The 23954-nt window shown below is 39.6% G+C and carries 23 protein-coding genes; 3 read left to right on the top strand and 20 right to left on the bottom strand.

Annotated elements, in window-relative coordinates:
• Positions 1 to 60: 60 nt before the first annotated feature.
• The 3 genes from ACYVM0_RS16465 to ACYVM0_RS16475 all read right to left on the bottom strand — a co-directional run bounded on the left by ACYVM0_RS16465 (position 61) and on the right by ACYVM0_RS16475 (position 3628).
• Complete coding sequence (locus tag ACYVM0_RS16465) at positions 61 to 657, bottom strand: hypothetical protein (RefSeq protein ID WP_460558655.1); 597 nt, start codon at positions 655 to 657, stop codon at positions 61 to 63.
• Between the two features lie 153 nt (positions 658 to 810).
• Positions 811 to 2130 (bottom strand): P-loop NTPase family protein, encoded by a 1320-nt coding sequence (locus tag ACYVM0_RS16470; RefSeq protein WP_460558657.1) that lies wholly within the window; start codon positions 2128 to 2130, stop codon positions 811 to 813.
• Between the two features lie 154 nt (positions 2131 to 2284).
• Entirely contained in the window at positions 2285 to 3628 is a 1344-nt protein-coding gene (locus ACYVM0_RS16475; RefSeq protein ID WP_460558659.1) for an amidohydrolase family protein, read from the bottom strand.
• Between the two features lie 37 nt (positions 3629 to 3665).
• Between ACYVM0_RS16475 and ACYVM0_RS16480 the strand changes: the two genes are divergently transcribed.
• Together ACYVM0_RS16480 and ACYVM0_RS16485 are read left to right on the top strand one after the other, a co-directional pair.
• Positions 3666 to 5387: a capsule assembly Wzi family protein gene (locus ACYVM0_RS16480; RefSeq protein WP_460558661.1), complete on the top strand. Its 1722-nt coding sequence runs from the start codon at positions 3666 to 3668 to the stop codon at positions 5385 to 5387.
• 260 nt (positions 5388 to 5647) lie between these two features.
• A complete protein-coding gene (locus ACYVM0_RS16485; RefSeq protein ID WP_460558664.1) occupies positions 5648 to 7747 on the top strand; it encodes a S9 family peptidase in 2100 nt (699 codons plus the stop codon).
• Here the strand turns inward: ACYVM0_RS16485 and porT are convergent, their stop codons facing one another.
• Together porT and ubiE are read right to left on the bottom strand one after the other, a co-directional pair.
• On the bottom strand, positions 7748 to 8479 hold the full coding sequence (porT, locus tag ACYVM0_RS16490) for a type IX secretion/gliding motility protein PorT/SprT (protein WP_460558666.1): 732 nt from the start codon (positions 8477 to 8479) through the stop codon (positions 7748 to 7750).
• Positions 8452 to 9195, bottom strand: coding sequence for a class I SAM-dependent methyltransferase (ubiE, locus tag ACYVM0_RS16495; RefSeq protein WP_460558668.1), 744 nt, complete (start codon positions 9193 to 9195; stop codon positions 8452 to 8454). Before ubiE ends, porT begins: the two co-directional genes overlap by 28 nt.
• A 145-nt stretch (positions 9196 to 9340) precedes the next feature.
• Here ubiE and ACYVM0_RS16500 point away from each other — a divergent pair, with 145 nt between their 5' ends.
• Positions 9341 to 10045: a GTP-binding protein gene (locus ACYVM0_RS16500; RefSeq protein WP_460558670.1), complete on the top strand. Its 705-nt coding sequence runs from the start codon at positions 9341 to 9343 to the stop codon at positions 10043 to 10045.
• A gap of 62 nt (positions 10046 to 10107) precedes the next feature.
• Here the strand turns inward: ACYVM0_RS16500 and ACYVM0_RS16505 are convergent, their stop codons facing one another.
• The 15 genes from ACYVM0_RS16505 to ACYVM0_RS16575 all read right to left on the bottom strand — a co-directional run bounded on the left by ACYVM0_RS16505 (position 10108) and on the right by ACYVM0_RS16575 (position 23811).
• Entirely contained in the window at positions 10108 to 10581 is a 474-nt protein-coding gene (locus ACYVM0_RS16505; protein ID WP_430986358.1) for a ribonuclease H-like YkuK family protein, read from the bottom strand.
• A gap of 200 nt (positions 10582 to 10781) precedes the next feature.
• A complete protein-coding gene (locus ACYVM0_RS16510) occupies positions 10782 to 12362 on the bottom strand; it encodes a T9SS type A sorting domain-containing protein (RefSeq protein WP_460558673.1) in 1581 nt (526 codons plus the stop codon).
• A gap of 50 nt (positions 12363 to 12412) precedes the next feature.
• The gene (locus ACYVM0_RS16515) at positions 12413 to 12871 is read right to left on the bottom strand and encodes a hypothetical protein (RefSeq protein ID WP_460558675.1); all 459 of its coding nucleotides are present in this window, start codon (positions 12869 to 12871) and stop codon (positions 12413 to 12415) included.
• A gap of 132 nt (positions 12872 to 13003) precedes the next feature.
• Positions 13004 to 13369: a CoA-binding protein gene (locus tag ACYVM0_RS16520; RefSeq protein WP_460558677.1), complete on the bottom strand. Its 366-nt coding sequence runs from the start codon at positions 13367 to 13369 to the stop codon at positions 13004 to 13006.
• A gap of 1 nt (position 13370) precedes the next feature.
• Positions 13371 to 13796, bottom strand: coding sequence for a thiol-disulfide oxidoreductase DCC family protein (locus tag ACYVM0_RS16525; protein WP_460558679.1), 426 nt, complete (start codon positions 13794 to 13796; stop codon positions 13371 to 13373).
• A gap of 22 nt (positions 13797 to 13818) precedes the next feature.
• A complete protein-coding gene (locus tag ACYVM0_RS16530) occupies positions 13819 to 14712 on the bottom strand; it encodes an epimerase (protein ID WP_460558681.1) in 894 nt (297 codons plus the stop codon).
• A 3-nt stretch (positions 14713 to 14715) separates the two neighbouring features.
• Positions 14716 to 15159: a hypothetical protein gene (locus ACYVM0_RS16535; RefSeq protein ID WP_460558683.1), complete on the bottom strand. Its 444-nt coding sequence runs from the start codon at positions 15157 to 15159 to the stop codon at positions 14716 to 14718.
• A gap of 24 nt (positions 15160 to 15183) precedes the next feature.
• Positions 15184 to 15561 carry a hypothetical protein gene (locus tag ACYVM0_RS16540; protein ID WP_460558685.1) on the bottom strand — a complete coding sequence of 126 codons (378 nt, stop codon included), beginning with the start codon at positions 15559 to 15561 and terminating at the stop codon, positions 15184 to 15186.
• A gap of 27 nt (positions 15562 to 15588) precedes the next feature.
• The gene (locus ACYVM0_RS16545; RefSeq protein WP_460558687.1) at positions 15589 to 15948 is read right to left on the bottom strand and encodes a hypothetical protein; all 360 of its coding nucleotides are present in this window, start codon (positions 15946 to 15948) and stop codon (positions 15589 to 15591) included.
• A gap of 116 nt (positions 15949 to 16064) precedes the next feature.
• Positions 16065 to 16571, bottom strand: coding sequence for a GbsR/MarR family transcriptional regulator (locus ACYVM0_RS16550; protein ID WP_430986349.1), 507 nt, complete (start codon positions 16569 to 16571; stop codon positions 16065 to 16067).
• A gap of 66 nt (positions 16572 to 16637) precedes the next feature.
• Entirely contained in the window at positions 16638 to 17375 is a 738-nt protein-coding gene (locus ACYVM0_RS16555; RefSeq protein WP_460558690.1) for an energy transducer TonB, read from the bottom strand.
• A 100-nt stretch (positions 17376 to 17475) separates the two neighbouring features.
• Complete coding sequence (locus tag ACYVM0_RS16560) at positions 17476 to 19110, bottom strand: pyruvate dehydrogenase complex dihydrolipoamide acetyltransferase (RefSeq protein WP_460558692.1); 1635 nt, start codon at positions 19108 to 19110, stop codon at positions 17476 to 17478.
• A gap of 177 nt (positions 19111 to 19287) precedes the next feature.
• Positions 19288 to 21081 (bottom strand): DNA polymerase III subunit gamma/tau, encoded by a 1794-nt coding sequence (locus ACYVM0_RS16565; RefSeq protein ID WP_460559881.1) that lies wholly within the window; start codon positions 21079 to 21081, stop codon positions 19288 to 19290.
• 148 nt (positions 21082 to 21229) lie between these two features.
• Positions 21230 to 22402, bottom strand: a complete 1173-nt coding sequence (locus ACYVM0_RS16570; RefSeq protein WP_460558694.1) for a hypothetical protein — start codon at positions 22400 to 22402, stop codon at positions 21230 to 21232.
• A gap of 107 nt (positions 22403 to 22509) precedes the next feature.
• Positions 22510 to 23811, bottom strand: coding sequence for a DUF937 domain-containing protein (locus tag ACYVM0_RS16575; RefSeq protein WP_460558696.1), 1302 nt, complete (start codon positions 23809 to 23811; stop codon positions 22510 to 22512).
• Between the last annotated feature and the right edge of the window lie 143 nt (positions 23812 to 23954).

Genomic DNA, 23954 nt, shown 5'->3' on the forward strand with positions numbered 1-23954 from the left:
ATAATCCGAACCGTTATTGCGAATGCCACAATTCAGCCAGTAACTAAACCCATACTTTGTTCAATTGCCGGCTCTTATATCCTTATTCAATTCTTTGCAAACAGCCGCCTTATGCAATACCAGTTTTTCGTTATCAGTACTAAAACTGATTTCTACCCATCCATTAAAAATTCCTGTTGGTTTAACCAGTTGAAAAGGTACATATCGGTGGCTCACATTCTTCCAATCACCTGCCCAAACAGGAGGAAGAGTTATACTGAGTATTTTTTGCGCCAGTAAAATTGATGAAGCGTTATACCAGTTGTAACCCGGCATATTATTTACAGTGATGGCATCATTAAACTGCATTACCGGCATTGATTCATTGGCAGCTACCGGAAAATTGGTATCAAATGCACCGGTTACCAGCCATTGCATTTTATCCTGCTGCAAAACAGGATCACCTACCAGCAATGTTGTAAAATAAATATCCTTTGTTCCATCGTTATCAATATCCAGTATTACCGCATGGTTAAAACGTACTGCCGTATCCTTAAGGTTGATGTAGGTCATCTCCGGAAAAACCTGCGGAGGCGTTTGTATCGGCTGTGATTCCCGGTTCTTTTTGCAGGAATATAATATTATTAAACAGCACAAAACCGGTATTACTTTTTTCATTTTTTTCTGTAAAAGTAAAACCGCATAAGAAGATCAACGGCGTAAGTTGCAGCAATTGCGATAAACCTGTGTTCAGTTGTATTTTATTTCACCTCAACCGGAAAAACAAGGCATTTAAGGAGGATAAAAAAAGAACTTTCACTGTTACATACATCATAATTTTTCCAGCATCTCCACTACGCCTTCCCTCTTCAATATCAGGTACCCCAACCTGTCGTTACTGATGCCTTCTTTTAACTGGTAACTAAAGTACAGCTGACCGTTAGTAACGGCTGTTTCAAAATATTTAAACTGTATGTTGGGGAATTTTTTAAGGTCTTCGCCAATTTCATATAAGTGTGTAGAAAGTATGAATAAGGAATTTTTAATTTTCAATAACCCTTCAATTACTGTGCTGCTGCATTTCATAGCATCCTGTACATTGGTACCTTTAAAGAGTTCATCAATCAGTATCAGCCATTTTTTACCATCGCTTATTTTGTCTACCGTTTTTCTTATACGCTGTACCTCATTAAAGAAATAACTTTCGCCCTGCACTAAATTATCTACCACATTAATATTGCTTAACAATCCATCAAACAAACTCAGTTCCATTTGCTGCGCCGGTACCCCCATACCCGTATGTGCCAGGTACACGGCAACCCCCACAGCTTTAATAAAAGTACTTTTGCCTCCCATATTGGCGCCTGTTAAAAATAAAAAATTCTGTTGCTGATGCAGATCAACATCATACGCAACCGGCGTGGGTAATAAGGGATGAAATAATTGGGTGGCTTTTATTTCCGGCTTATCTGTATCAGTGAACGATGGAAAGCTGAACCTGTATTTATCGCAGGCGCAGGCCATACTGTAATAGGCATCCAGCTTGCTGTATATTTCTATAAGGTCCAGGGCTTCCTGCTTATACCTTCTTTTTAAAAAATAACCCAGTTGTAATAGCTGCTGTTTCGAAAACTCTTTACCGTCTTCTTTCTGCAATACTGCCTGCAGGCCGGGTTTGTTCAACCGTAATTTAATTTGCTCCAGCATGGTTTGCAATAGTACCGGGTTGTCATCGGCCTGTAAAAGCGTGGCTGCCTGCTGCATGCCAATAAAAAAATCGGCAAAATGTTTTACAGAGTAACGGATAAAGGAAAAATCAGGTGCACTGAAAATGCTGTAATAAAAACTGCTGACCAGGCCCGGGTTATGCGGAATTTCTTCAATACCTGTTTCATAAAATTTTTCAATTACCATTATGGTGCCGTTAGAAACAAGGGTATTGCCCCACTGCTGCTGCACCGCACAAAATTTTTTGATGGTATGCTGGGTTTCGGTAATGGCTTTAATGGTATCAAAAGGCCGGCTTAAAAAAAAACGCAACCATTCTTTGCCTCCCACTGTACGGGTAAAATCTAAATAATTGAATACTGCCTGCTCGTCGGCAACATTAAAAATGGATAGGTCGGTAAGCGTGGTTTTGTCTGCCTGCATTATAAGTTAATTAGTTATTTGGTTGGTTACGGCTTTATTTTAGTTACGGGTTACGGGTTTATTGATCGTTTGCGAATTTCTATAAGCGTCACCCTTCCCTAACAATCAAAAACAAAAATAACCCGTCACCTTTATAAACAACCCGTAAATGCTATCAGCCTCTGTCAAATAAAAGTCGTTGCCCCTTCTCACTTTCATTCCACATTCCTTTGTCATATATCATGTTACCATTTATCATTGTTCTCTCTATAGATGCAGGAAAGGTAAAATTCTCTAAGGGACTCCAGCCACATTTGTATAAAATATTACTTTTTTGTACAGTAAAGGGTTTATTTAAATCCACCAGCACCAGGTCGGCAAAATAACCTTCCCTGATATAGCCCCTGTTTTCAATGTGGAAACAGTCGGCCACTGCATGGCTCATCTTTTCAGCAATTTTTGTAAGGCTTATCCTTCCATCCTGGTAATGGTACAGCATCATCAACAACGGATGTTGCACCAAAGGCAATCCTGCGTGTGCATGCTCGTAACTGCCCTGCTTTTCTTCCCAGGTATGCGGCGCATGGTCGGTAGCAATTATATCTAGCCTGTCATCCAACAAGGCCTTCCATAAGGCCTCTTTATTGTGTGGTGCTTTTATGGCGGGATTACATTTTATTTTATAGTCTAATTGTTCATAATCATCTGCAGTAAAATGTAAATGGTGTACACAAACCTCGGTGGTGATGCGTTTGTCTTTTAAAGGCAGCATATTGCCAAATAACTGCAATTCTTTTTCGGTAGAGATATGCAGTATGTGTAAACGGCTATTGTATTTTTTGGCAAACTGGATAGCCGTTAAAGAACTTTCAAAGCAAGCTTCTGCATCACGTACCAGCGGGTGGTCGGCTGCAGACAACTCTCCTTTTTCTTTTTTTAGTCGTTCATAATTGGCTTTAATAATTCTTTCATCTTCGCAATGTGTGGCAATCAGCATTTCGCTTTCGCTGAAAATTTTATCCAGGGCAGTATGACTGTCCACCAGCATATTACCGGTGCTTGCCCCCATAAATATCTTTACCCCACAAACATCCCTTTTATGTGCATTCATCTTTAATACTTCCTCTGCATTATTATTGCTGGTACCCATAAAAAAGGAATAATTGGCCAGGGAAGTAGCGGCGGCAATTTTATATTTATCTTCCAGCAGATCTGCCGTCAGTGCATTAGGAACCGTATTGGGCATTTCCATAAAACTGGTAACACCGCCTGCCACTGCAGCCTTGCTTTCGGTATAAATGGTGGCTTTATGCGTTAACCCCGGTTCCCTGAAATGAACCTGGTCATCAATTACCCCGGGAAAAAGATGTTTTCCTTCGCCATCAATTTCCACTACATTCCCTTTTACATCAATATGGTTATCGATGCGCTCAATGTACTTACCATCCGTTAACACATCGGAGGTTTTTATTTTTCCTTCATTTACAACCTGTATGTTCTTAAAAAGGTATTTTTGCATATCTTGAAATTAGTACCTGTTAAAATAAAATATTTAAATGCAAATTATTAAAAGCTTTTTCAAACTGCTGTTTTTTATTTGTCCTGCTTTGGCAACAGCACAATCCACTTATTTAAACCAGGGTTCCAAAGACATTCATTTTGTGGAAAGGCTGGAAATTAAGCAGCAAACCAATACCCACCTCAACTTTTCTACCTTAAGGCCATTTAACCGTAAAGCAATAGTACAACAGGCAGAATTTTTAGACAGTGCCAGAATGGGCTACCCAGATTCAACCGGGCGTGACAAATATCCCGAATGGACCGACCTTGACCTTGGCCCGGTTGATGAATATAACCTGCATAGTTTTTTGATGAATAATACCGAATGGGTATCGGCACCACGCCAGGATTTTATGAGCAAAAAACCGCTTTTAAAAGCTTTTTATAAAACCAAGACCAATTTTTTAGAGATCAAACATGATGATTTCTTTCTGGCGGTAAATCCTGTATTACAATTTTCGGAAGGTATTGAACAAGGTACCAGCAAACCAACATTTTTAAACAGCCGCGGCGTAATAGCACGTGGCTTAATTGCTAAAAAGCTCGGGTTTGCCACCATGATCACTGATAACCAGGAACGGGGACCGCAGTTTTTTCAGCAACAGGTAAATACATTTAAAGCCGTGCCGGGAGTGGGATTTTACAAACCTTTTAAAACAAATGGCTACGATTATTTTGATGCAAGAGGGTATATCACTTTTGCAGCAGTAAAAAATTATATTGATGTGCAGTTCGGGTACGATAAAAATTTTATCGGCAACGGTTACCGCAGTTTATTTTTAAGCGACTGGGGCAACAGCAATTTATTTTTAAAGCTCAATACAAAGATCTGGAAATTTAATTACCAGAATTTATTTATGGAGCTGATGCCACAGTTTAAAAAAAGTGGCGATACTTTGTTAGACAGGAAATATGCTGCCATGCATCACCTGAGCATGAACGTTACCAAATGGCTGAATATCGGTCTGTTCGAAGGCGTTATATTCGGAAGGAAAAATCATTTCGATTTTCAATACCTGAACCCAATTATTTTTTATCGCCATATTGAAGGCACTGTGGGCAGTCCCGATAATGCAGTTGCCGGTTTGGATTTTAAAGCGAATATTGCTCACCGGGCTCAATTTTACGGCCAGTTTTTGTTAGATGAATTCATTTTATCCAATGTAAAAAATGACCCCACCAACTGGACCAATAAATTTGGTATACAGGCAGGCATAAAATATTTAGATGCATTTGGTATACGCAATCTTGATATACAGGTTGAAGCTAACCGTGTACGCCCTTTTACCTACTCACACAACGATACCATTGCCAATTACACCCATTACAATCAGCCACTGGCGCACCCGCTGGGTGCCAACTTCCAGGAAGTGCTGGCCATTATAAATTTGCAGCCTTCTCCAAAATGGTACATTAATGCCAAAGCAATTTATTATTACCAGGGGCTGGATAGTGGCGGTGTTAACTTTGGCGGTAATATTTTTAAAAATTATACCACAAGAACTAAGAATACAGGATTTGAAGTTGGCAGCGGCAACAAAGCCACCTGCCTCAATGCCATGTTGCAGGTTTCTTACGAATGGAAAGAGAATCTTTATTTTGACCTTTCCCTTCAATACAGGGATTATAAAACAGCCAATAAAACCGGGCAAAGTAATACTACCATGTTTTCTGCCGGTGTACGTTTAAATATGTTTAAAAGAGATTACGATTTTTAAATTAAATATTTGCCTTATTTTTGAGACTTCTTAAACCAACCACAGCGTAAGCCTTATCCAGATAAATCATTGTTCTTACACAATGAAAATGTTTATTTACCAACCTTAATCATTATTTTATGATGAGCCGGAAATTTGCTGCTGTATGCATAGGTATGCTTTTTATATCTGGAGCTGGAGCCCAAAAGAAAGAAAAACTGAATTTACCCCTCGACGGAATCTGGAGTGGTTTTTTTGATGAGAAGAAAAAACAAACTCACATGATGCACACTGTTAACCGGTTTGCATTTATAGAGGCACGCCCCGAAAAAAACCTGGAGATGATTTTTTCCCTTGATTTTGAAACCGGCAGGTTAATTGACACCGTATTTACCAACCAGGTAAAACTACCCAATGATTCAACACCGTTAACCTTTGCTTTTTTTGAAGATTATGAATTCTCTCCCGATGATTCCAGGATCCTTATCAAAACGCAAATTGAGCCGCTCTTCAATACTTCCACCAAAGAATTTAATTACGTTTGGGATATCCCCAATAAAATATTAAAACCTGTTACAGCCGAAGGTAAGCAATCGTACAGCAGCTTTTCGCCCGACAGCAGGAAACTGGCCTATGTAAGAGAAGGTAATCTGTATATTAAAGACCTGCAGACAGACTTTGTACAGCCTGTAACCTATGATGGTGCTATGGGCAACAACCTGTATGGCATGGCCGACGCTTTATACGAAAATAGCTTTGGCATGATGCAGGCATACCAATGGAGCCCCGACGGGCAATACCTTGCTTTTTTACGTTTTAATGAAAGTGCGGTAAAATCTTTTCCTATTTCCTATTACGATCGTGTGTATCCGGAAACCAATAAACAACGTTATCCCAAAGCCGGCGAAATGGTGCCCGAAGTGAGTGTTTTTATATACAATATCAAAAACAAGATCATGTCCAAGGTTGATCTTGGTGTTAACCCCGATCAATACGTTACGGGCATTAAATGGCAACCCGATAGCAAAGCCTTATTTGTACAAAGGCTGAACAGGCCGCAAACAAAATTAGATGTGCTTACTGCAGATATTAAAACAGGGCATACTTCAATAATCTTAAGCGAAACAAAACCTGATTACGTAAAAGTTGATCCCGGTAATATTTATTTTATTCCTACACGCAATAGTTTTTTGTGGCTTAGTGAAGATAGTGGCTATAACCAGATCTACGAAGTGAAGCTGGCGGGCATGCAAAAAAGAAAGATCACCAAAGGCGAGTGGGATGTATTTGAAATTAAATCAGTAAATGAAGGTACCGGCGATATTTATTATACCGGTAACGAGTCGGGCATAAGAGAAAAACATTTGTACAAAATAAATATTGATGGTACCAAAAGAAAAAAAGTAACGGATGGCGATGGCTATCATAACGTACAGCTGACCACTAATAACCGTTATTTTATTGATGAATACAGCTCGTTAAATACACCTTCTTCGCTGCAGATGTACAATACAGATGGCAATACTATCAATGGTAAATTATTAGAGAATAAAGAGCTGAAATTAAAAATGAATGATTATAAAATTCCAAAAGCAGAATTTGTATCATTTACCAATAGCACAAAAGACGATTTAAAAGGATGGGTAATAAAACCCTATGATGCACCATCAAAAAAGATGCCTGTAATTATTTACGTGTATGGCGGACAAAGCAAACAGGAAGTAACCGACAAATGGGATGACAAAACGACTTTAACCATGCGGTACCTGGCCAACCAGGGTTATATAGTAGCCTGTATAGACCCCCGTGGCACCCCGGGCCGTGGCGAGGCTTTTAGAAAAGCGACATATAAAAAACCCGGCGATGTGGAAATGGAAGATATCATTGCTTTTAAAAATTATCTTAAAAATAACTATCGTATCGATACCGCAAATGTTGCCATCATGGGATGGAGTTACGGCGGCTATTTGTCATCGTTAGCAGCTACAAAATATGCAGGGCAATTTAAAGCCGCCGTTGCTATTGCCCCCGTAACCAACTGGCGCCTGTATGAAAATATTTATACCGAGCGAATGCTGCAAACACCGGGAGAAAATGCGGAAGGTTATAACAATGCTTCGCCGGTAAATTTTGCAGCCAATTACCAGGGCGGTTTATTGCTGATGCACGGTACGGCCGATGATAATGTGCATTATCAAAACAGCATGGAATTGAGTAAAGTATTAATTGAGAACCGCAAACAGTTTGACCAGCAATTTTATCCTGATTATCTGCATAATATCAGTGACGGAAGCCCCAATTCGGTGCGGATACATTTGTTTACCAAGATCGCTGAATTTTTAAAAGCGCAGTTCAGTATTACAGAAGCTGCAAGAAAATAATTATTCCACCGTTAAAGAAAAAGTAATGGTACGGGAGTTGATCTGATCAATTACATTGGAGAATTTAAGGTCTTTATCACGGGCATGCAAATTACCCAGCCCCCAGCCTATTTTCAGTTCGGGTGTTAATACAAAGTAAGGATAGTAAAAGTGAAAGCCTAATCCTGCTTCTATGCCATAATCGAGTCGATTAAGTTTAATCAGGTTCTCAGCCTTTTTTGCACCGGCATTGGCTGCCATATCAAACTCTACTTTACCGCCGCCCATCATATACACTTTAAAATTACCGATCCTGTCGCTGCTGAATTTCAATTGCAACGGAAAGGTTAAGGATATGGACTGTACTTTTTTAATGGTAACAGAATCTTCTCCTCCCGGCCTGTCGGGATATTTTAAATTGTATTCAAATGCTTTTTCAGTAAAAGTTAAGTCTAATGGAAAAGTGCGCAGGTTAAAATGTTCGCTCAGTCTTTTATCTACCAGCCAGGCCAGATTCAGCCCGGTGCTGTTGATACTCTCTACAACCATTACACTATCCCGTTGCATAAAAATGGGGTGATGTGTAAAGCTAAAGTGAGACCGGTTTAAACCAAGGTTGATACCAAAGTGAATATTCTTTTCATCATGATCGGGCAAATTAATACCATCCCTTAACTGAGATATACCCAATAAAGGACTACACAGAAAAGCCGATAGGACAAAAGCTATTTTGTACCGCAATAAATGCTGCATATACCTAAACTGAGTGGTTTGCAATAAGTGTTTAAATATCCCAGGTTATCCAGGATCTGAGTAAAATTTTTGCCTTCAGGAAATTTTTGAATTGATTCGTCGAGATATTTATAGGCGTTGCGGTTTTTTGAGAATAATTTACCCACGTTAGGGGTTATTACTTTCATGTAAAGATCGTAAAAACTTTTTACTCCCGGCGTTTTGGGTTTACTAAATTCCAGCACTACTAATTTTCCTCCGGGTTTCAGCACCCTCAGTATCTCACTCAACCCTTTTTCCAAATGCTGAAAATTACGCACCCCAAAAGCTACGGTTACCGCATCAAACGAATTGTCTTTAAAATTTATTGTTTCGCTATCTCCATTTAACAACTCTATAATTCCTTTTAAACCAGCCTTTTCTACCTTTTGCCTGCCAATTTCCAGCATACCGTCACTAATATCAATGCCCGTTATTTTCTCGGGCTTTAATATACCAGACGCCATAATGGCCACATCCGCTGTACCGGTAGCCACATCCAGGATATTTTTCGGGCGCAGATCAGCAATTTGCTGAATGGCTTTTTTCCGCCACCTGATATCGATGCCTGCACTTAAAAAACGATTCAGAAAATCGTATTTAAACGCAATATCATTAAACATGGCGGCCACCTGCTGCTTTTTACTGCCCTCGCCATCCTTATAGGGCACCACCGTATCATGAGCAAATTCTGTCATAGTGCAAAGATAACAGGTTTTAGGCTTTAAGGTTTAGGGTTTACAAGTTTGGCAGGGCAGGGTTTAGTAGTTTAAGATTACTATAACAGCAATCTTCACGCTGTAGTACCAATTGAAAACAGCCAACTAACTATATCTTTGCAGCATGATCATTAAATACGCCAAGTATCTTATCAGCAGCCCCGATTATACCAAGTGCCCGGTACCGGATAAACCGGAATATGCGTTTATAGGCCGGAGTAATGTGGGCAAATCTTCTCTAATCAATATGTTGTGTAATTATGATAAGCTGGCCAAAACATCCTCAGCCCCCGGCAAAACACAAATGATCAATCATTTCGAAATATTTTCATCCTTACCTGCAAAAGACGATAATGCCCCTGCGGCAAAAGTTACTGCAAAGAGCAATGCTTATAAACCACCTGTTGCAGGTGATGCCGGCAGCAGCCAGTGGTATATTGTGGACCTGCCCGGTTATGGCTTTGCCAAAGTAAGCCAGAGCAGCCGCCGGCGCTGGGAACAAATGATAGAAAACTACCTGCGCAAAAGAGAGAATCTTACCATGGTTTTTGTATTGATCGACAGCCGCCATTCGCCACAAAAAAATGACCTTGAATTTTTAGACCAGTTAAGAAAATGGGATGTGCCTTTCAGCCTCATTTTTACCAAAACAGATAAAGAAAGCCAGAGCATAGTAAGCAAAAACATAAAAGATTTTTTTAGTGCCATGAAAAAGACCTGGCAGTTTTTACCACAATATTTTATTACCAGTGCTACAAAAAAACTGGGCAGAGATAAGATCTTAAATTTTATTGAAGAGACGAATAGTAAGGTTGGGGAGGAAAAATAAAGGGAGACAGATCTACTGTCCGTAATTTTTACTACAGACTGCACTTAAAAACAAGTGCTTTATTAATTCACTACCTTATTGGCGCAGCTGCTGCTGGCAAAGGCTTCAGGCTTGGCTTTAAAGGCAAAACCCATTCCCAGGATATAGCCCATGGCTTCACGTAATGCTTCATTGCTTTTAAACTGCGGATTGGTGTTAATGTCGGCATGCACTTCCATGTCTACATTGTACTCTGTAAAAAGGTCGCACAGTTCATACGCAATTTCAATACTCTTGGCCACTTCCACCAACATCCTTTCTTTAATGCTGTACTGGTGCAATGTTTTTTCGTTGTGAATAAACATAAAGCCGCCATGGCCCTCACGCAAAAAAACAATAACTGTTGCAAACTCAGTTTCTTTGCCTTTTACCTGGCTGTCGGTACCAATACAAACTTTTAAATGAAAGCCATTTGCTGTTTCTCTTTTGATAGCTTGTTCTACAGCATTTTTGATGGGAAGTTGAATAGGATCACCATTAAATTTTCTCCATAACATAAAAATGGGTTTTTTAAAGTTACGGATTTTTAAGCGAATGAATAATGGATAATTTACAATTAATAATTTCTTATAACTGCCGCCTGGCAAGCTGTTTGGCAACAGCCTGAAAGATCAATTACTTATTATTTGCTAAAATATGAGGCATTAAAAAAGGGCCAGCCCCTAACGCTGACCCTTAACTTACACATGAATCTACCTTACTGTTTTATAATTCGTTCTGATTGTACCTGGTTATTGCTGAATAACTGTATGATATACATCCCCCGGGGCTGGTTGCTGATGTTGAGGCTATTAAAACCTTTAACGCCAATTCCTTTGCAGATTACACTACCGTTGATATCGCTCAACTGGTACTGGTAGGGCACGGATGCATGTACGGTTATTTCGTTCTGTATTAACGTAGATACTTTAAAATTATTATCTGTTTTACCAACAATTCCTTTTAAAAAAACCGCATTGGAATAAGCCTCCTGGCCAATTACCGAGGTTACTTTTATACGGTAATATTCAGGTGCGTTTTCAAAAGGCACATAAGAAAATTGTTTGGTGCCTGCTCCTGCTGTGGTGAGGTGTTTATAGTTTATTGCATCTGCAGATACCTGCACTTCAATAGTTTTTGCTGGCTCGTCCGCAATAATATTCCAGGCAAGATTATGTTTGTTGTTATCTGTATTGCCGGTTAAAGCAATATCTTTTATTGGTAACACAACGCTTCCTCCACTTAATGTGTAAGCGCCAAGACTACCATACTCGCCGATATTCACATTACCACTGCCGTCAATTTTAATATAATAATTGCCGGTATTTAACACGGTATCCACTGTAACACTCATAGAGCCGGCAGGATCGTAGGTATTGATCAATGTGCCGGAATTATTATACAATTCCAGTTTAATATCCAGGTTAGCGCCTGTGTTGTTTGCAGCTACACTAAATGGCACTGCTGTTAAATGAAAACTGCCGCTTTGCGTAATTGAAAATTTAAAGGCATCTTTATCGGTATTGGTAGTGATGATGCCATTCTTTACAAAGCTTCCTGCAGGCAGCACTGTTGTACTACCATTCATTACTTCTGTATAATCATCGGGCCTGTAGCCAAAACCGTTTTGAGTGGTGATGATTGACAGGTTATCCTGGATATTGGTACAGCCATAAGGTGTAGGGCCATTATTCCAGTTGCTCATATTCCTGTAATAACTGTTGCCCATAATAGGTGCCCAGCTGGGCTCACCTACCCCATAGCCAATATTATAGGTTTCTATCGGGCTTACGCAATCACTTCCGTATTTGGATTGATGAGATAACCCTACCGTGTGCCCGCTTTCGTGTGAGCAACATTCGCCAACCATTTTAGGACTGTTAGGCCCCAGGCGATCGCAAAAAACAAAACCAGGTGTATCATCGCCCCAGGTAAAAGAACCGATATAAGACACGCCACCAACTCCCCCAAACCAACTGCTTGTTGGTGTAATGATGATACGGATACGTTTGTTTAATGGTGCAGCTAAAAAAACGGTGGAATCGGTAGTGATATTAATATCAAATGGCCGATAATCTTCTGCTGTGCGGTTAAAGGCTTCTGTAATTTCCGGATCCGTCATTGTTGATGGTGCACAGGTAATGGGTGCGCCACCATTCCAGACCGTACTTTGTACGTAATGGCCATCAAAATCCAGGAATATAACGGCTGTTGCCGAAGGGTAGCTGCTGAGTTTTGGAACGGCTGATGTTAGTAGGGTGAGTAATGCTAAAACAGTAAGCAGAGATAGCTTTTTCATAGTAGGTGGATTTAGGATTCATATTCATTAAGGGGATCGTATACAGGCTGCTAATTCTGGCTGCAAACCTGTATTACCTGGTCAGTTTCTATTTTTAAAAGTTGATAATTATTGGCTGCGTCTTTTTTAAGTTCGTATCCGTCAAAATATTTTGTGTTAATGATACGCCCGATATAACTGATACTTTTATCGGCATTGGTAATTTTAGATATGGCAAATACAGCATCCGCAAAAGCAGGCGATTTTATAGTTGCTGTTTGCAGGTTGGCATACTTTACTACATTACTGGTTACTGTACCACTGAATAAAAAATTATCAGAAAAATTAAGGTCAACACTTTGATTTACACCTGCGGAAAATACTTTGCTTAACTCCTGTTGCGAACAAATAATTTTTCCGGGATAATTACTGAAAAGTCTGGGCTTGGCTCCGGTAGTACCTTGTGCAGTAGCGGTAGTGGCAAATACTATACATAGCAATAGTATTGCTGCAGGGATCAGGGTTTTCATGATTTGGATCTGTTTGTGAAGTTATAAGAATAACTTGTTTACAGACCCAGAACGGGAGGCATTTTCTTTTATTTTATTTACAGGGAAAAGCGCTCATTTTTAGAAAAACATCTACACAGTTTGTAGGGTATTTTAGTACTGTCCTGTACTCAGTAAAACCAGTGTGCAGGCTTCCTGTGCCACAATACCTTTGGCAGTTGCAAGAGCTGCCAGGTCATCATTTTCGGCACCCGGGTTAAAAATGATACGCTTAGGATGGAGAGAGAAAATATAATCGTAATATTCCTTTTGATGCAATGGATTCAGATACAAGGTAACGGTATCAATATTTTCAAAAGCTTTCTTTTCGGTTTCAATAACGGTGTTATCAATAACACCTGTTTTTTTGCCCAGTGCAATTACAGGATGCTGGTATGCCGTAAGTTTTTTTACGGCAAGGTTACTGTAACGGGCAGGATTTTCGGAGGCCCCTATAACCAATGTTTTTTTTGTTGTCATGTTAATTTAAAAATCTGGCCCTTACATCCGGGGAAGGTATCATACACTGATCTTTTACACCAAACCATTTATAGCGATTTTTTGCAACCCAATTATAAATACCATCACGGATGAATTTGGGAACAATGATAAAACCATACAATAAAGGCCACAATCCTTTTAAATACCTGCTTACCCTTAACGCAGCTGTAGATTGTGTATACACTTTACCGTCTTCAATAAACACAAATGAGTTTAAATTGTTTTCGGGGTAATTGTATTGTCTTAAAAAAAGCCGCCCTTTTTCTGATTGCAGCGGAGCAAATTGTATCTGTGCCTTTTTATCTTTTTTGATAACAAAATTTACCGAGCTGTTACAAAAATTGCAAACCCCATCAAATAATATTAAAGGTTGTTGTTTCATTTCTATGGCAAAGTTACGCCTCATTTTTCACTCTTCTTTGTTTGACTTATTCACCAATGAGGATATTGTTAAGTGCTTCATCCAATACAGGATATACAAAAACAAAGCCCGACTGTAATAAACGCTCCGGAATTACCCAGCGGCTTTTTAAAACCAGTTCGGTTTCTGTTTTAATGATTATAGCCCCCAATTTTAAAAGCCATGCTGGTGTGGGTAAGCCAATTATGGCTTTCCTTTTTTTTCTGAATAGCCGCATCAGGGTTGTATTATTAACCGGGTTGGGTGCGGCAGTATTAAAAACACCATTTAACCCCTGGTGTTGCTGTAAAAAAACAATGGCATTGTACACATCTTCAATATGTATCCAGCTGAACATTTGTTTACCACTGCCCTGCCTGCCGCCTAAACCAAAGCGTACTAAATTTTTTAAGGGAGGGACCACTCCTCCGTTCTTTCCTAATACAATTGCCATCCGCAGTGCCACCTGCCTTGTTGCAGGTAATTTATAACTGAAGAATATTTTTTCCCAGTTTGTGGCAACATTTACCGAAAAGCCGGAACCAATTTCCCCGCTGCTTTCTGTCATGGGTCTGTCTTGTGCATGGCGGTAAATAGTAGCAGTGCTGGAATTGATCCAGAGTGCCGGAGGATTTTGGCATTGCAATATTGCTTCGCCCAACGCTTTTGTGGTGTTTACCCTTGAATCTAAAATTTCCTTTTTATTTTTTTCATTATACCTGCAATCAACAGATTTGCCGGCAAGGTTAATAAGCATTGTGGCATTTTCCAGCGCATTAATAATTGCAGCGGTATCATTCCATGGTATATGGCCTTGCTGCCGTGAAATAATAATTACCTCATATCCTGCAGCAATAAATTTTTCAGTAAGGTATTGTCCAACAAATCCTGTTCCCCCGGCGATGATGATTTTCTGTTTCATAGTTTACAGTATAAAAATTAAAATAATAAGGCGATATAATACCCAGGTGTACGAAATAAAAACGGGCAACGAAAGCCTGGCCACTATTCTTTTATGTTCCCAAAACATAACCCACACCACAGCAAAAAAATAAATGATATTCACCAGGTCAACACAATATTCAAAATGATTAACAATAAGTAATGGCCAGAGTAATACTGCACCCATTAATGAAACCAGCAGCATATTAAAATAATACGCCAGTTTTAACTTCCGGTTATTTTTATAAATGAACGGGTACTGAAAAAACAACATACCTGCAACCATAAACAATTCAAACTGCCAGTTATAATGTATTTTTAAAAGATGCTGAACCAATAACGCATAACGGCTAAGTGTAAATGCTGTAACAGCTATACAAACCAGCATCACAATAATTTTAAAATATGTTATGTTTACAATTTTCATTTTTCTCTTTCAATAACAAACCTGTTAACTGATGACATTTGTCTTAAATCTTTTTTCCATAGTGGCTTTCTTTCTTAATGTAAAAAAGATGTAGAGGTTAAAAAAGTGCATGGCGCCCAATATCAAAATAATAAATCCTACTTTCACACTTAACTTTTCTATTACTTCCTGGAAGTTTGTGATGCTGCTGGTAACCTGTAGGGTATATACTGCATAACCAATATTCACCAGGTAAAAGCCCACTAAAAGTAAATTGTTTACACTGTCTGCTAATTCTTTATTGCCATGAAAAATATCTACCAAAAACACTTTCCCGTTTTTAAATAATGTTCTGGCTACCCACATGGTTAAAGCAATGGTGATAGTAAGATAAAGGCAGTAGGTGATGATAATGTAATTCATAAAAATTTGTTTAGAGTGTGATAAATATTATTTAAGTATTGATAAAGGACGTTTCATTTTTATATAGGTTTCTTTGTAGCATAAGTAAGTATAATAAACTGCCATTAAAGGTGCAGCATAAAGCAATACCCAAAATGAACCCGGCATAGTGACAATAGCGATAAAAGCTATCCAGTGATAAATATATCTTGCCTGCCACCTGGCAGTAAAGCAACGATTAAAGGCATGCACCAACATACTGATCACCTGCCATCCGCCCACTATAAAATAACCTGAAGTAAAATAATTATGTAGAAAATCTTCCATTCCTTCAAGAATTGATATGATTGTGAAGGAAATTATCAGCCCGATGCTGATCCAGAAATCTACTATTTTAAATTGTTTCATAACCGTGTATTTTATAATTTCAGAAAATATTGAAACTATATTGCTAAATAAAAGCTGCAAAATGCAGCTTGTGTTTTCACCCATGATCAGACGAGGGCGCCAGATCATGTAAAAAACTATTTAAAGAACTTTAATAAACTTCCTAAAAACCAACTCTCATCTGCTTTTATCATTACATCCAGCATTTTATCGGCCTGTCCGCCAAATTTCCTGATGCCGGCAACTGTATCTAAAAACTGTTTGGTGTCCTTATCTTTTTTATCGCCTTCCACTTTTTCAAGCTGGCTTAATAATTTAAGCATGGGGTCCAGTTCCCTTTTTTTTCTTTCCTTGATGATTTGTGTGGCTACTTTCCAGATGTCTTTTTCGGCACTGAAAAATTCCTTGCGTTCGCCGGGTATCAGCACCCTGTCTACCAATCCCCAATCCACCAGGTCACGGGTATTCATATTTACGTTGCCCCTGCTGATGTTGAGTTGTTCCATAATATCATCCTGGGTGATAGGGTCGGGACTGATAAGCAATAACGCATGTATCTGCGCCATAGTGCGGTTGATACCCCAATGCGTACCAAAGGCGCCCCAACTGCTGATAAACTGTGCTTTTGCTTCGGTCAGTTTCATAATGTATTATTTATAGCACAAAGATAAAGCATTTATTGAATTTTCAAAACTTATTGAAAATTAATTTTACTGTTTGCTGAAGTTTATGGGTTGCCGCCTGTATGCATTTACTTTTCTGCCATCCTGAAATGCCGGTTGCCATAGCGGCGATTTTTCAATTACCCTGATTGCTTCTTCATCCAATACAAATTCAACTGATTTTGCCAGGTGAACATCTGTACAGGTGCCACTTATATTTACTACAAACTGAACCACCACCTCACCGCCAGCAACGGAATTATCTGCCACATCGCCATTTAAATTTTTAGAAAGGTACTTACCCCAGTCATTTTTCCCTTTACCATATTGTGCTTCTACTTCAACTTTTTTTACTGCTGTTTCGTCTTTCGTTTTGTCTTTTATTGTATCAGGATTAATTGTATTTATTAATACTCCTGCTTCGTACTGTTCTTTAAGTATTACTTTAAAAGTGTCGTTGTAATAATACCATGTTCTTGCCTTTAAATTATTTTCATAATACCCGCTTTTAATCATGCGTCCGTTTGTATCGTACTCGTAGTAATCGCCTTCTAAAACTGATAAGCTGGAGTCAGAATAAGTTTTAAGTCTTTGCAATGGTTTATTTATACCGTAATCAAGCCGTTGAAAACAGGAAGGGTATTTTTTTACTACGATATAAGAGTGGGCATCCTTAATATTATCTGTAATCCCGTTATCACTTACAAATACCAGGTTTACAATTTCCTGCGAAAAGGAAAGCATACAAACAAAAATACCTGCAAAAAACAGTAGCGCTTTTTTCATATTTTACCGATTATTTTTAAGCAATCAAGATATTAAAATCTTACCTATAAAAAAAGCGTTAGCCTTTTACAACTAACGCTTTCAAATATGTTTTAGAAACCTACACCAACATAGTTACCGGGTTCTCTAAATATTTCTTTAATGTTTGTAAGAAGGCAGCGCCTACAGCACCATCCACACTTCTGTGATCGCAACTCAACGTTAACTTCATGATATTGGTTACACCAAAACCATCGCCTTTTTTCACTACTTTTTCTTTAATAGCGCCTACAGCTAAAATAGCACTGTCCGGCGGATTAATGATAGCAGTAAATTCTTCAATATCCATCATGCCCAAATTTGAAATGGTAAAGGTGTTGCCACTGAATTCTGCAGGCTGTAATTTCTTATCTTTTGCTTTACCGTACAATTCTTTTGCATCGGCAGCAATTTGTGATAAGCTTTTCTGATCAGCAAAACGAATTACCGGCACAATCAAACCTTCGGGTAATGCCAATGCACTACCAATATGAATATGATGATTCTGACGGATAAATTCTCCCATCCAACTGCTGTTTACATCAGGATGTTTGCGCAATGCCATAGCACTCGCTTTTATGATCATGTCGTTAAAAGAAATTTTAACAGGGCTTACTTCATTCATCGCCACCCTTGCCGTCATTGCATTATCCATGTTGATTTCCATGGTTAAATAAAAATGCGGTGCGCTGAATTTGCTTTCGCTTAAGCGGCGTGCAATTACTTTGCGCATTTGCGTAAGCGGCACATCGGTATGGCCTTCTGCGCCACCTGTGTATGCAGGAGCTGTGGCTGCTTTTGCAGCAGGAGCAGTAACAGCAGGCGCTGCTGATGGTACATACCCATCCACATCTTTCTTGGTCACTCTTCCTCCATCTCCACTACCACTTACTTTACTGATATCGATACCTTTATCTGCAGCTAATTTTTTTGCTAAAGGAGAAGCTTTTACCCTGCCATTGGTTGCAGCTACAGGTTCTGCAGCAACAGGCTGAGCAGTTACACTTGCAGCCTGCTCTTGCGGTGGCGCCGTTGCAACCTGGGCTTGCCCCGCATTTGCGCCCGATTTTTCAGCAGCCACATAAGCACTTACATCTGTTCCGGGTTTACCCACAATAGCAATGATCTCATTAATTTTGGCCGCTTTGCCGGCTTCAACTCCCACATACAATAAAGTACCTTCTTCGTATCCTACTACTTCCATAGTAGCTTTGTCGGTTTCCACATCGGCTAACACATCGTCGCTTTTTACAAAATCACCTACCTTTTTATTCCAGGAAACAATCTTGCCTTCCGTCATAGTATCGCTCAATAAAGGCATCCTGATTTCTTTTGCGCCTGCAGGCAATGCTACTTTTGTTGCAGCCGGTGCTGCCGTTGCTGGTGCCGGTGCAGCAGCTACAACAGGTGCAGCCGTAGTTGTTGGGGCTGTTTTAGCAGCTCCGCCATCCGCATCCAGCAAACTTTTATAGTCTTCGCCTTCCTTACCTACAATAGCAATGATCTGGTTAATTTTTGCAGCTTCGCCAGCCGGAACACCAATGTACAGTAACACACCATCTGCATAGCCTACTACTTCCATAGTGGCTTTATCCGTTTCCACATCAGCAAGAGAATCGTCACTTTTTACTTTGTCGCCTACCTTCTTATTCCAGGCTACTATCTTCCCTTCTGTCATCGTATCGCTCAACAGCGGCATGCGTATCACTTCTGCCATATATTACTTATTTCTGATTTTTTATGAATTGAGGTTCGAAATTAATGCAAAAAGAGGAAATGAACGAAAAAGTTACGGGTTACGGGTTTGTTTTGTTTTTGATTGTTAGCGATCGAATTACATTTAAACACTTCGCAAACAATCAAAACACAAAACGCATAACCCGAAACTGGTTTTTTAATAATCCAACTCTAATTTTAAGCGGTCTTTTAATTCCTTTACCAGCGGGTATTCTTCAATAATTTTAAGGTATTGTTCTTTGCTGGTTAAAGTCTTTTCTGATGGCTGATAGTCGTACTCCTTTTCAATAATAATTACAGTATATACCAGTTGCCGGTTACAAAAATGCGTTTGCAGGTGCTCTACCAAATCGGCCCTTTCCTGCTCAATGAATTTTTGCTGGATATTATTTTCGGTTACAATCTCAATCGTATTATTATCAATGATCTTAAGGGTGGCCATTTTAAAATTGGTAACCGCCGAATGATTTTTCCTGTTAATAAGGCGCTCAATAAATATGCCCCAGGCTACATATAATTCTTCTTCTGTTAGTTCCTTGGCCGCAGCCCCTGTATTTTTATTTTGTTCGGTAACCTGCTGGCGTATCTTAGCCAGCGATGCAATACCACCGGTTTTGGGCTGGGGTATTTCTGTTGGTTGCTGAGCAGATGTGACGGGCTTTTTTGGGCTGGTCTTTACTTCAGGCTCCTCTATAATTAATTTTGCTTCCTGCGGCTTTGCAGTTTGTGGCTTTTGAGCAGCAGCCTGCATTTCTTCTTTAACCTTTATTATCGGCACCGCCCTGAATGCTACGGGCTTTGTTGCGTCAACCAGTTTTTTTTTACTTACAACGCCATCGTTGTTCACCAATTCAATGGCCTGTTGCAAATAACTTAGTTTGATGATGGTTAATTCCACCAGCAATCTTTTGTTACGTGCCTGCTTATAATTTATTTCTGCTTCGTTTAAAAGGTTGAGTGCGCCTATCAGCCAGCCGGCGTTTATTTTTTGTGCCGCCTGCAAATATTTTTGTTTAAAGTCTTCGGCTACTTCAAGCAATATGGCAGCTTTGGCATCTTTACTCACCAATATATTCCTTATAAATTCTGCAAATCCTTCCAGCACGGTATCGCCTTCAAAACCCTTCCGGTTAATTTCATCATACAGCAACATCGCATCACTCATGTTTTGCTGCTGCATAAAATCTAAAAACTTAAAATAATAATCTTCATCTAAAATATTAAGGTGCTCTAAAGTATTGCTGTAGGTTAATTGCCCGTTGGTAAAACTTACAATCTTATCCAGTATACTTAAGGAATCCCTCATACAGCCTTCGCTTTTTTGTGCGATGATGTGCAAGGCTGCCTTATCGGCTTTTATTTCTTCTTTATCACAAATTTCCTGCAGGTGCTCTACCGTATCGTTATTAGTAATTCTTTTAAAATCAAATATCTGGCAACGGCTTAAAATGGTGGGTAAAATCTTATGCTTTTCTGTTGTAGCTAAAATAAAGATGGCATAAGGCGGGGGCTCTTCCAGCGTTTTTAAAAACGCATTAAATGCAGAGGCACTCAGCATATGAACCTCATCCACAATATACACTTTGTATTTGCCGGCCTGTGGTGCAAAACGAACCTGCTCCACCAGGCTACGGATATCATCTACCGAGTTGTTACTGGCCGCATCCAGTTCATGAATGTTTAAAGAAGTACCTGCATCAAAGGAAACGCAGCTATGGCAGGTATTGCAGGCCTCGCCGTCTTTTGTCTGATTTTCGCAATTGATAGTTTTGGCTAAAATTCTTGCACAGGTGGTTTTGCCCACACCCCTTGGACCACAGAATAAAAAGGCATGCGCCAACTGGTTATTCTTAATGGCATTTTTTAAAGTAGTGGTAATATGCGCCTGGCCCACAACAGTAGAAAAATTTTGTGGCCTGTATTTACGTGCTGAAACGATGAACTTATCCATTTGCCCCAAACCCCTAAAGGAGTTTTTAAAATTTAGTGATTAAATATACCGCAATTTACAAAAGCTTAATTGCATTTTGCATAAAAGCTGTATTTGAAAAAGCATACGCCTTGCTAATTTCATCCCTTTAGGGGATGGGGGTAAGATCTTAAATTAATATCGGGTGTCGTTTGAATTCCTTTGTTCTGTCGAACAGGTACCGGTATGTAGTGAGGTTGCGGCTGCGGTAGGTTTCGCCAATACTATCGGCAATATTCAGCATTTTAGGATTAAAATCTCCTATCCATTGCATTTCATATTTTTCGTAGCGGGGGTATTTAGTGGTTTGAATAACCTTGGCCGATTCTGCAATGATATAAGCATCCACTCCCTTTCCCTGCCATTCGGGTACTACGCCAAATACCAACCCGGTAAATTTATCATTGGCGGTAAATTTTTTCAGCCATAAAAATTTCAACTTTTGTAAGAGCCCGAATTTGCCATCCAGGTGTTTAAACCACTGGTTTAAATCGGGCAGGTTTACAAACATGGCCACGGGGTCGTTTTTATAATACGCAAACCAAACGAGTTTTTCATCCATTACGGGCTTCATTTTTTTAAATGTGGCCAGTACCTGCTTTTTATCCAGCTGTTTTAAACCGCCATGCCCGGCCCAGGCTTTGTTATATACCGTGGCAAAATCCTGCGCATATTTTTCCAGCTGGTCTTTTTTAATGGTGGATGAACTGAATCCTCCCATTTTTTCTACTGCATTATGCCTGTCCCACACTTTGGCAACCAGGGGTGCCTGGGGCTCCATACCAAAACATATCTGGTTAAAAAAGGGTTTAAACCCATAGTTTTCTATAAGATTAACGTAATAGGGCGGGTTATAATTCATGCAATACAGCGGCTCGTGAAACCCGTCTGTAACCAATCCCCACCAGCGGTCACGTTCGCCAAAATTTATGGGGCCGTCCATGGCTTCCATCCCTCTTTCCTGCAGCCACTTTTTACCAGTGTCCAGTAAAAGATCTGCGGCTTTCTGGTTATTGATACATTCAAAAAAACCAATGCCCCCTACTACCACATCGTCGCCCTTATTCTTGTATTTTTTGTTGGTAAATGCTGCAATGCGGCCAATTAAATTCCCTTTTTCATCTTTTAATATCCAACGTTCAGCTTCTCCAAAACGAAAGGCCTTATTTTTTTCCTTACAAAAAACATCATTGATATCCTTATCCAGGGGACGGATCCAGTTGGGTTCATTTTTATAGATATCTACTGCTACTTGTAAAAACTGCCGGGCAGTTGTTTTATCGTTTACCGGAATTAATTGCATATCGGCAAAAATAGGGATTTAAGCCTTTTAAATTGATCAGTGAATTGTTAACCCAAAAACAAAAGCCCCCGGGTATCCGGAGGCTATATGTAGGTCATGCTTAAAAACTATTTTGCTTTTACATTTACTGCTACACGGCGGTTTTGTGCCTGTCCTTCTTTAGTATCATTAGTTGCAATTGGCCATTGGCTGCCATACCCTTTAGCATCAACAAAGCTGGTTTTTGGTGCGCCCAGTTTAACTACCATCTCCGAAACTGCCGCTGCCCTTTTTTGAGATAAGGGAATATTGATATCATCGGAGCCGGTATTATCTGTATACCCGCCAAATTTAAACTTAGCAGCGGGATAGGCTTTTACTATGGCCACCATATTTTTCAGTTGCGCTATTGATTCATCAGTTAATTCACTGCCACCTTTTTTAAAATGTACATTGGTAAATTCAAACCAATCACCTTTTACAGTATCCACTGCCTTGCTTTTATCATTTAAAAAATTGATGAGTTTGTATTCGGTACTGTTTTTACCTACGGTTAATGAACCGCCGTTGTTGGGTAAATCAATGGTAGCCATTTCGCCGGCATCATAGATCCAGTCTCCGGTTAAGGTATCTAATTTACCTGCGGCGGCAACTTCTGCATTTTTTATTTCGCCTGTGTTTTGTTCCGTTTTAATTGCTGTGGTATCTGTATCTCCGGCCGTTTTATCTGTGCTGTTATTGCAACCTTTGCCAAATAAATACCATGCCAGCAGGGCCGCAGCCACCAATAAAAGCAGGGGCAGTAAAAGGCGCAGTCCGCTACCCGATCCTGCTGCTTTTTCATTGCTATAATTTACTGTGGGAGATTTTATAGCAGTGCTGATATCGCTTACTTTTGCTCCTGCATTACCTAAAACACTGCTTAAATTTAATCCGGAGGGCAATGCTGCTGCGATATGATCTTTCTGGCCATTTAGCAAAGCGCCAATCCCGGTAGTACCGTTTGCATTGGAATGCCTGCCTAATAAACCCAATACTGCCGGAACGGCCATACTTAACAGGGAAGCTGCAGAAGAATTTCTTATACCTGAAAAATTAGAGATCAACCCGATGATGCCATCTGCTTTATGACCGAACAGGCCATTGAGCAAGCCGGCACCTTTATTTAAAAGACTGCCACCATCATTTCCAAAAAAACTACCCAGGTTATTTAAGATACCTGTATTATGTTGCTCAGCAACCATATTGGCCACTGTGGCAGCGCCTTCGTGCGTTGCCGCTTTATTTATTAAACCGCTGATAACAGTGGGTAAAATACCGCTTATGGCTTTGGAAACACCTGTTTCGCTTTCGCCTAAATAAGCACTTGCCTTGCCAACCAATTCGTTGGTAAAAAGGTTTTTTGCTGCATCGATCAGATTAAATGACATCTTACTTGTTTTAAGTTTTAGTTAATAAGTGGTAGATTGAACGCTATACAAAAGGGTTGCACAAACCACAAAAAAACCGGTCAAAAGGTTGCCACTACAGCTTGTTAACAACCCAACCTCCCACAACTGCATTTCGCCATTAA

It is taken from the genome of Ferruginibacter profundus, from assembly GCF_054783275.1.

What these genes read in the sequence shown, in the direction of transcription:
- ACYVM0_RS16465 (WP_460558655.1), bottom strand. Translation starts at nt 657, where the DNA reads ATGAAAAAAGTAATACCGGTTTTGTGCTGTTTAATAATATTATATTCC.
- ACYVM0_RS16470 (WP_460558657.1), bottom strand. Translation starts at nt 2,130, where the DNA reads ATGCAGGCAGACAAAACCACGCTTACCGACCTATCCATTTTTAATGTT.
- ACYVM0_RS16475 (WP_460558659.1), bottom strand. Translation starts at nt 3,628, where the DNA reads ATGCAAAAATACCTTTTTAAGAACATACAGGTTGTAAATGAAGGAAAA.
- ACYVM0_RS16480 (WP_460558661.1), top strand. Translation starts at nt 3,666, where the DNA reads ATGCAAATTATTAAAAGCTTTTTCAAACTGCTGTTTTTTATTTGTCCT.
- ACYVM0_RS16485 (WP_460558664.1), top strand. Translation starts at nt 5,648, where the DNA reads ATGATGCACACTGTTAACCGGTTTGCATTTATAGAGGCACGCCCCGAA.
- porT (WP_460558666.1), bottom strand. Translation starts at nt 8,479, where the DNA reads ATGCAGCATTTATTGCGGTACAAAATAGCTTTTGTCCTATCGGCTTTT.
- ubiE (WP_460558668.1), bottom strand. Translation starts at nt 9,195, where the DNA reads ATGACAGAATTTGCTCATGATACGGTGGTGCCCTATAAGGATGGCGAG.
- ACYVM0_RS16500 (WP_460558670.1), top strand. Translation starts at nt 9,341, where the DNA reads ATGATCATTAAATACGCCAAGTATCTTATCAGCAGCCCCGATTATACC.
- ACYVM0_RS16505 (WP_430986358.1), bottom strand. Translation starts at nt 10,581, where the DNA reads ATGTTATGGAGAAAATTTAATGGTGATCCTATTCAACTTCCCATCAAA.
- ACYVM0_RS16510 (WP_460558673.1), bottom strand. Translation starts at nt 12,362, where the DNA reads ATGAAAAAGCTATCTCTGCTTACTGTTTTAGCATTACTCACCCTACTA.
- ACYVM0_RS16515 (WP_460558675.1), bottom strand. Translation starts at nt 12,871, where the DNA reads ATGAAAACCCTGATCCCTGCAGCAATACTATTGCTATGTATAGTATTT.
- ACYVM0_RS16520 (WP_460558677.1), bottom strand. Translation starts at nt 13,369, where the DNA reads ATGACAACAAAAAAAACATTGGTTATAGGGGCCTCCGAAAATCCTGCC.
- ACYVM0_RS16525 (WP_460558679.1), bottom strand. Translation starts at nt 13,796, where the DNA reads ATGAGGCGTAACTTTGCCATAGAAATGAAACAACAACCTTTAATATTA.
- ACYVM0_RS16530 (WP_460558681.1), bottom strand. Translation starts at nt 14,712, where the DNA reads ATGAAACAGAAAATCATCATCGCCGGGGGAACAGGATTTGTTGGACAA.
- ACYVM0_RS16535 (WP_460558683.1), bottom strand. Translation starts at nt 15,159, where the DNA reads ATGAAAATTGTAAACATAACATATTTTAAAATTATTGTGATGCTGGTT.
- ACYVM0_RS16540 (WP_460558685.1), bottom strand. Translation starts at nt 15,561, where the DNA reads ATGAATTACATTATCATCACCTACTGCCTTTATCTTACTATCACCATT.
- ACYVM0_RS16545 (WP_460558687.1), bottom strand. Translation starts at nt 15,948, where the DNA reads ATGAAACAATTTAAAATAGTAGATTTCTGGATCAGCATCGGGCTGATA.
- ACYVM0_RS16550 (WP_430986349.1), bottom strand. Translation starts at nt 16,571, where the DNA reads ATGAAACTGACCGAAGCAAAAGCACAGTTTATCAGCAGTTGGGGCGCC.
- ACYVM0_RS16555 (WP_460558690.1), bottom strand. Translation starts at nt 17,375, where the DNA reads ATGAAAAAAGCGCTACTGTTTTTTGCAGGTATTTTTGTTTGTATGCTT.
- ACYVM0_RS16560 (WP_460558692.1), bottom strand. Translation starts at nt 19,110, where the DNA reads ATGGCAGAAGTGATACGCATGCCGCTGTTGAGCGATACGATGACAGAA.
- ACYVM0_RS16565 (WP_460559881.1), bottom strand. Translation starts at nt 21,081, where the DNA reads ATGGATAAGTTCATCGTTTCAGCACGTAAATACAGGCCACAAAATTTT.
- ACYVM0_RS16570 (WP_460558694.1), bottom strand. Translation starts at nt 22,402, where the DNA reads ATGCAATTAATTCCGGTAAACGATAAAACAACTGCCCGGCAGTTTTTA.
- ACYVM0_RS16575 (WP_460558696.1), bottom strand. Translation starts at nt 23,811, where the DNA reads ATGTCATTTAATCTGATCGATGCAGCAAAAAACCTTTTTACCAACGAA.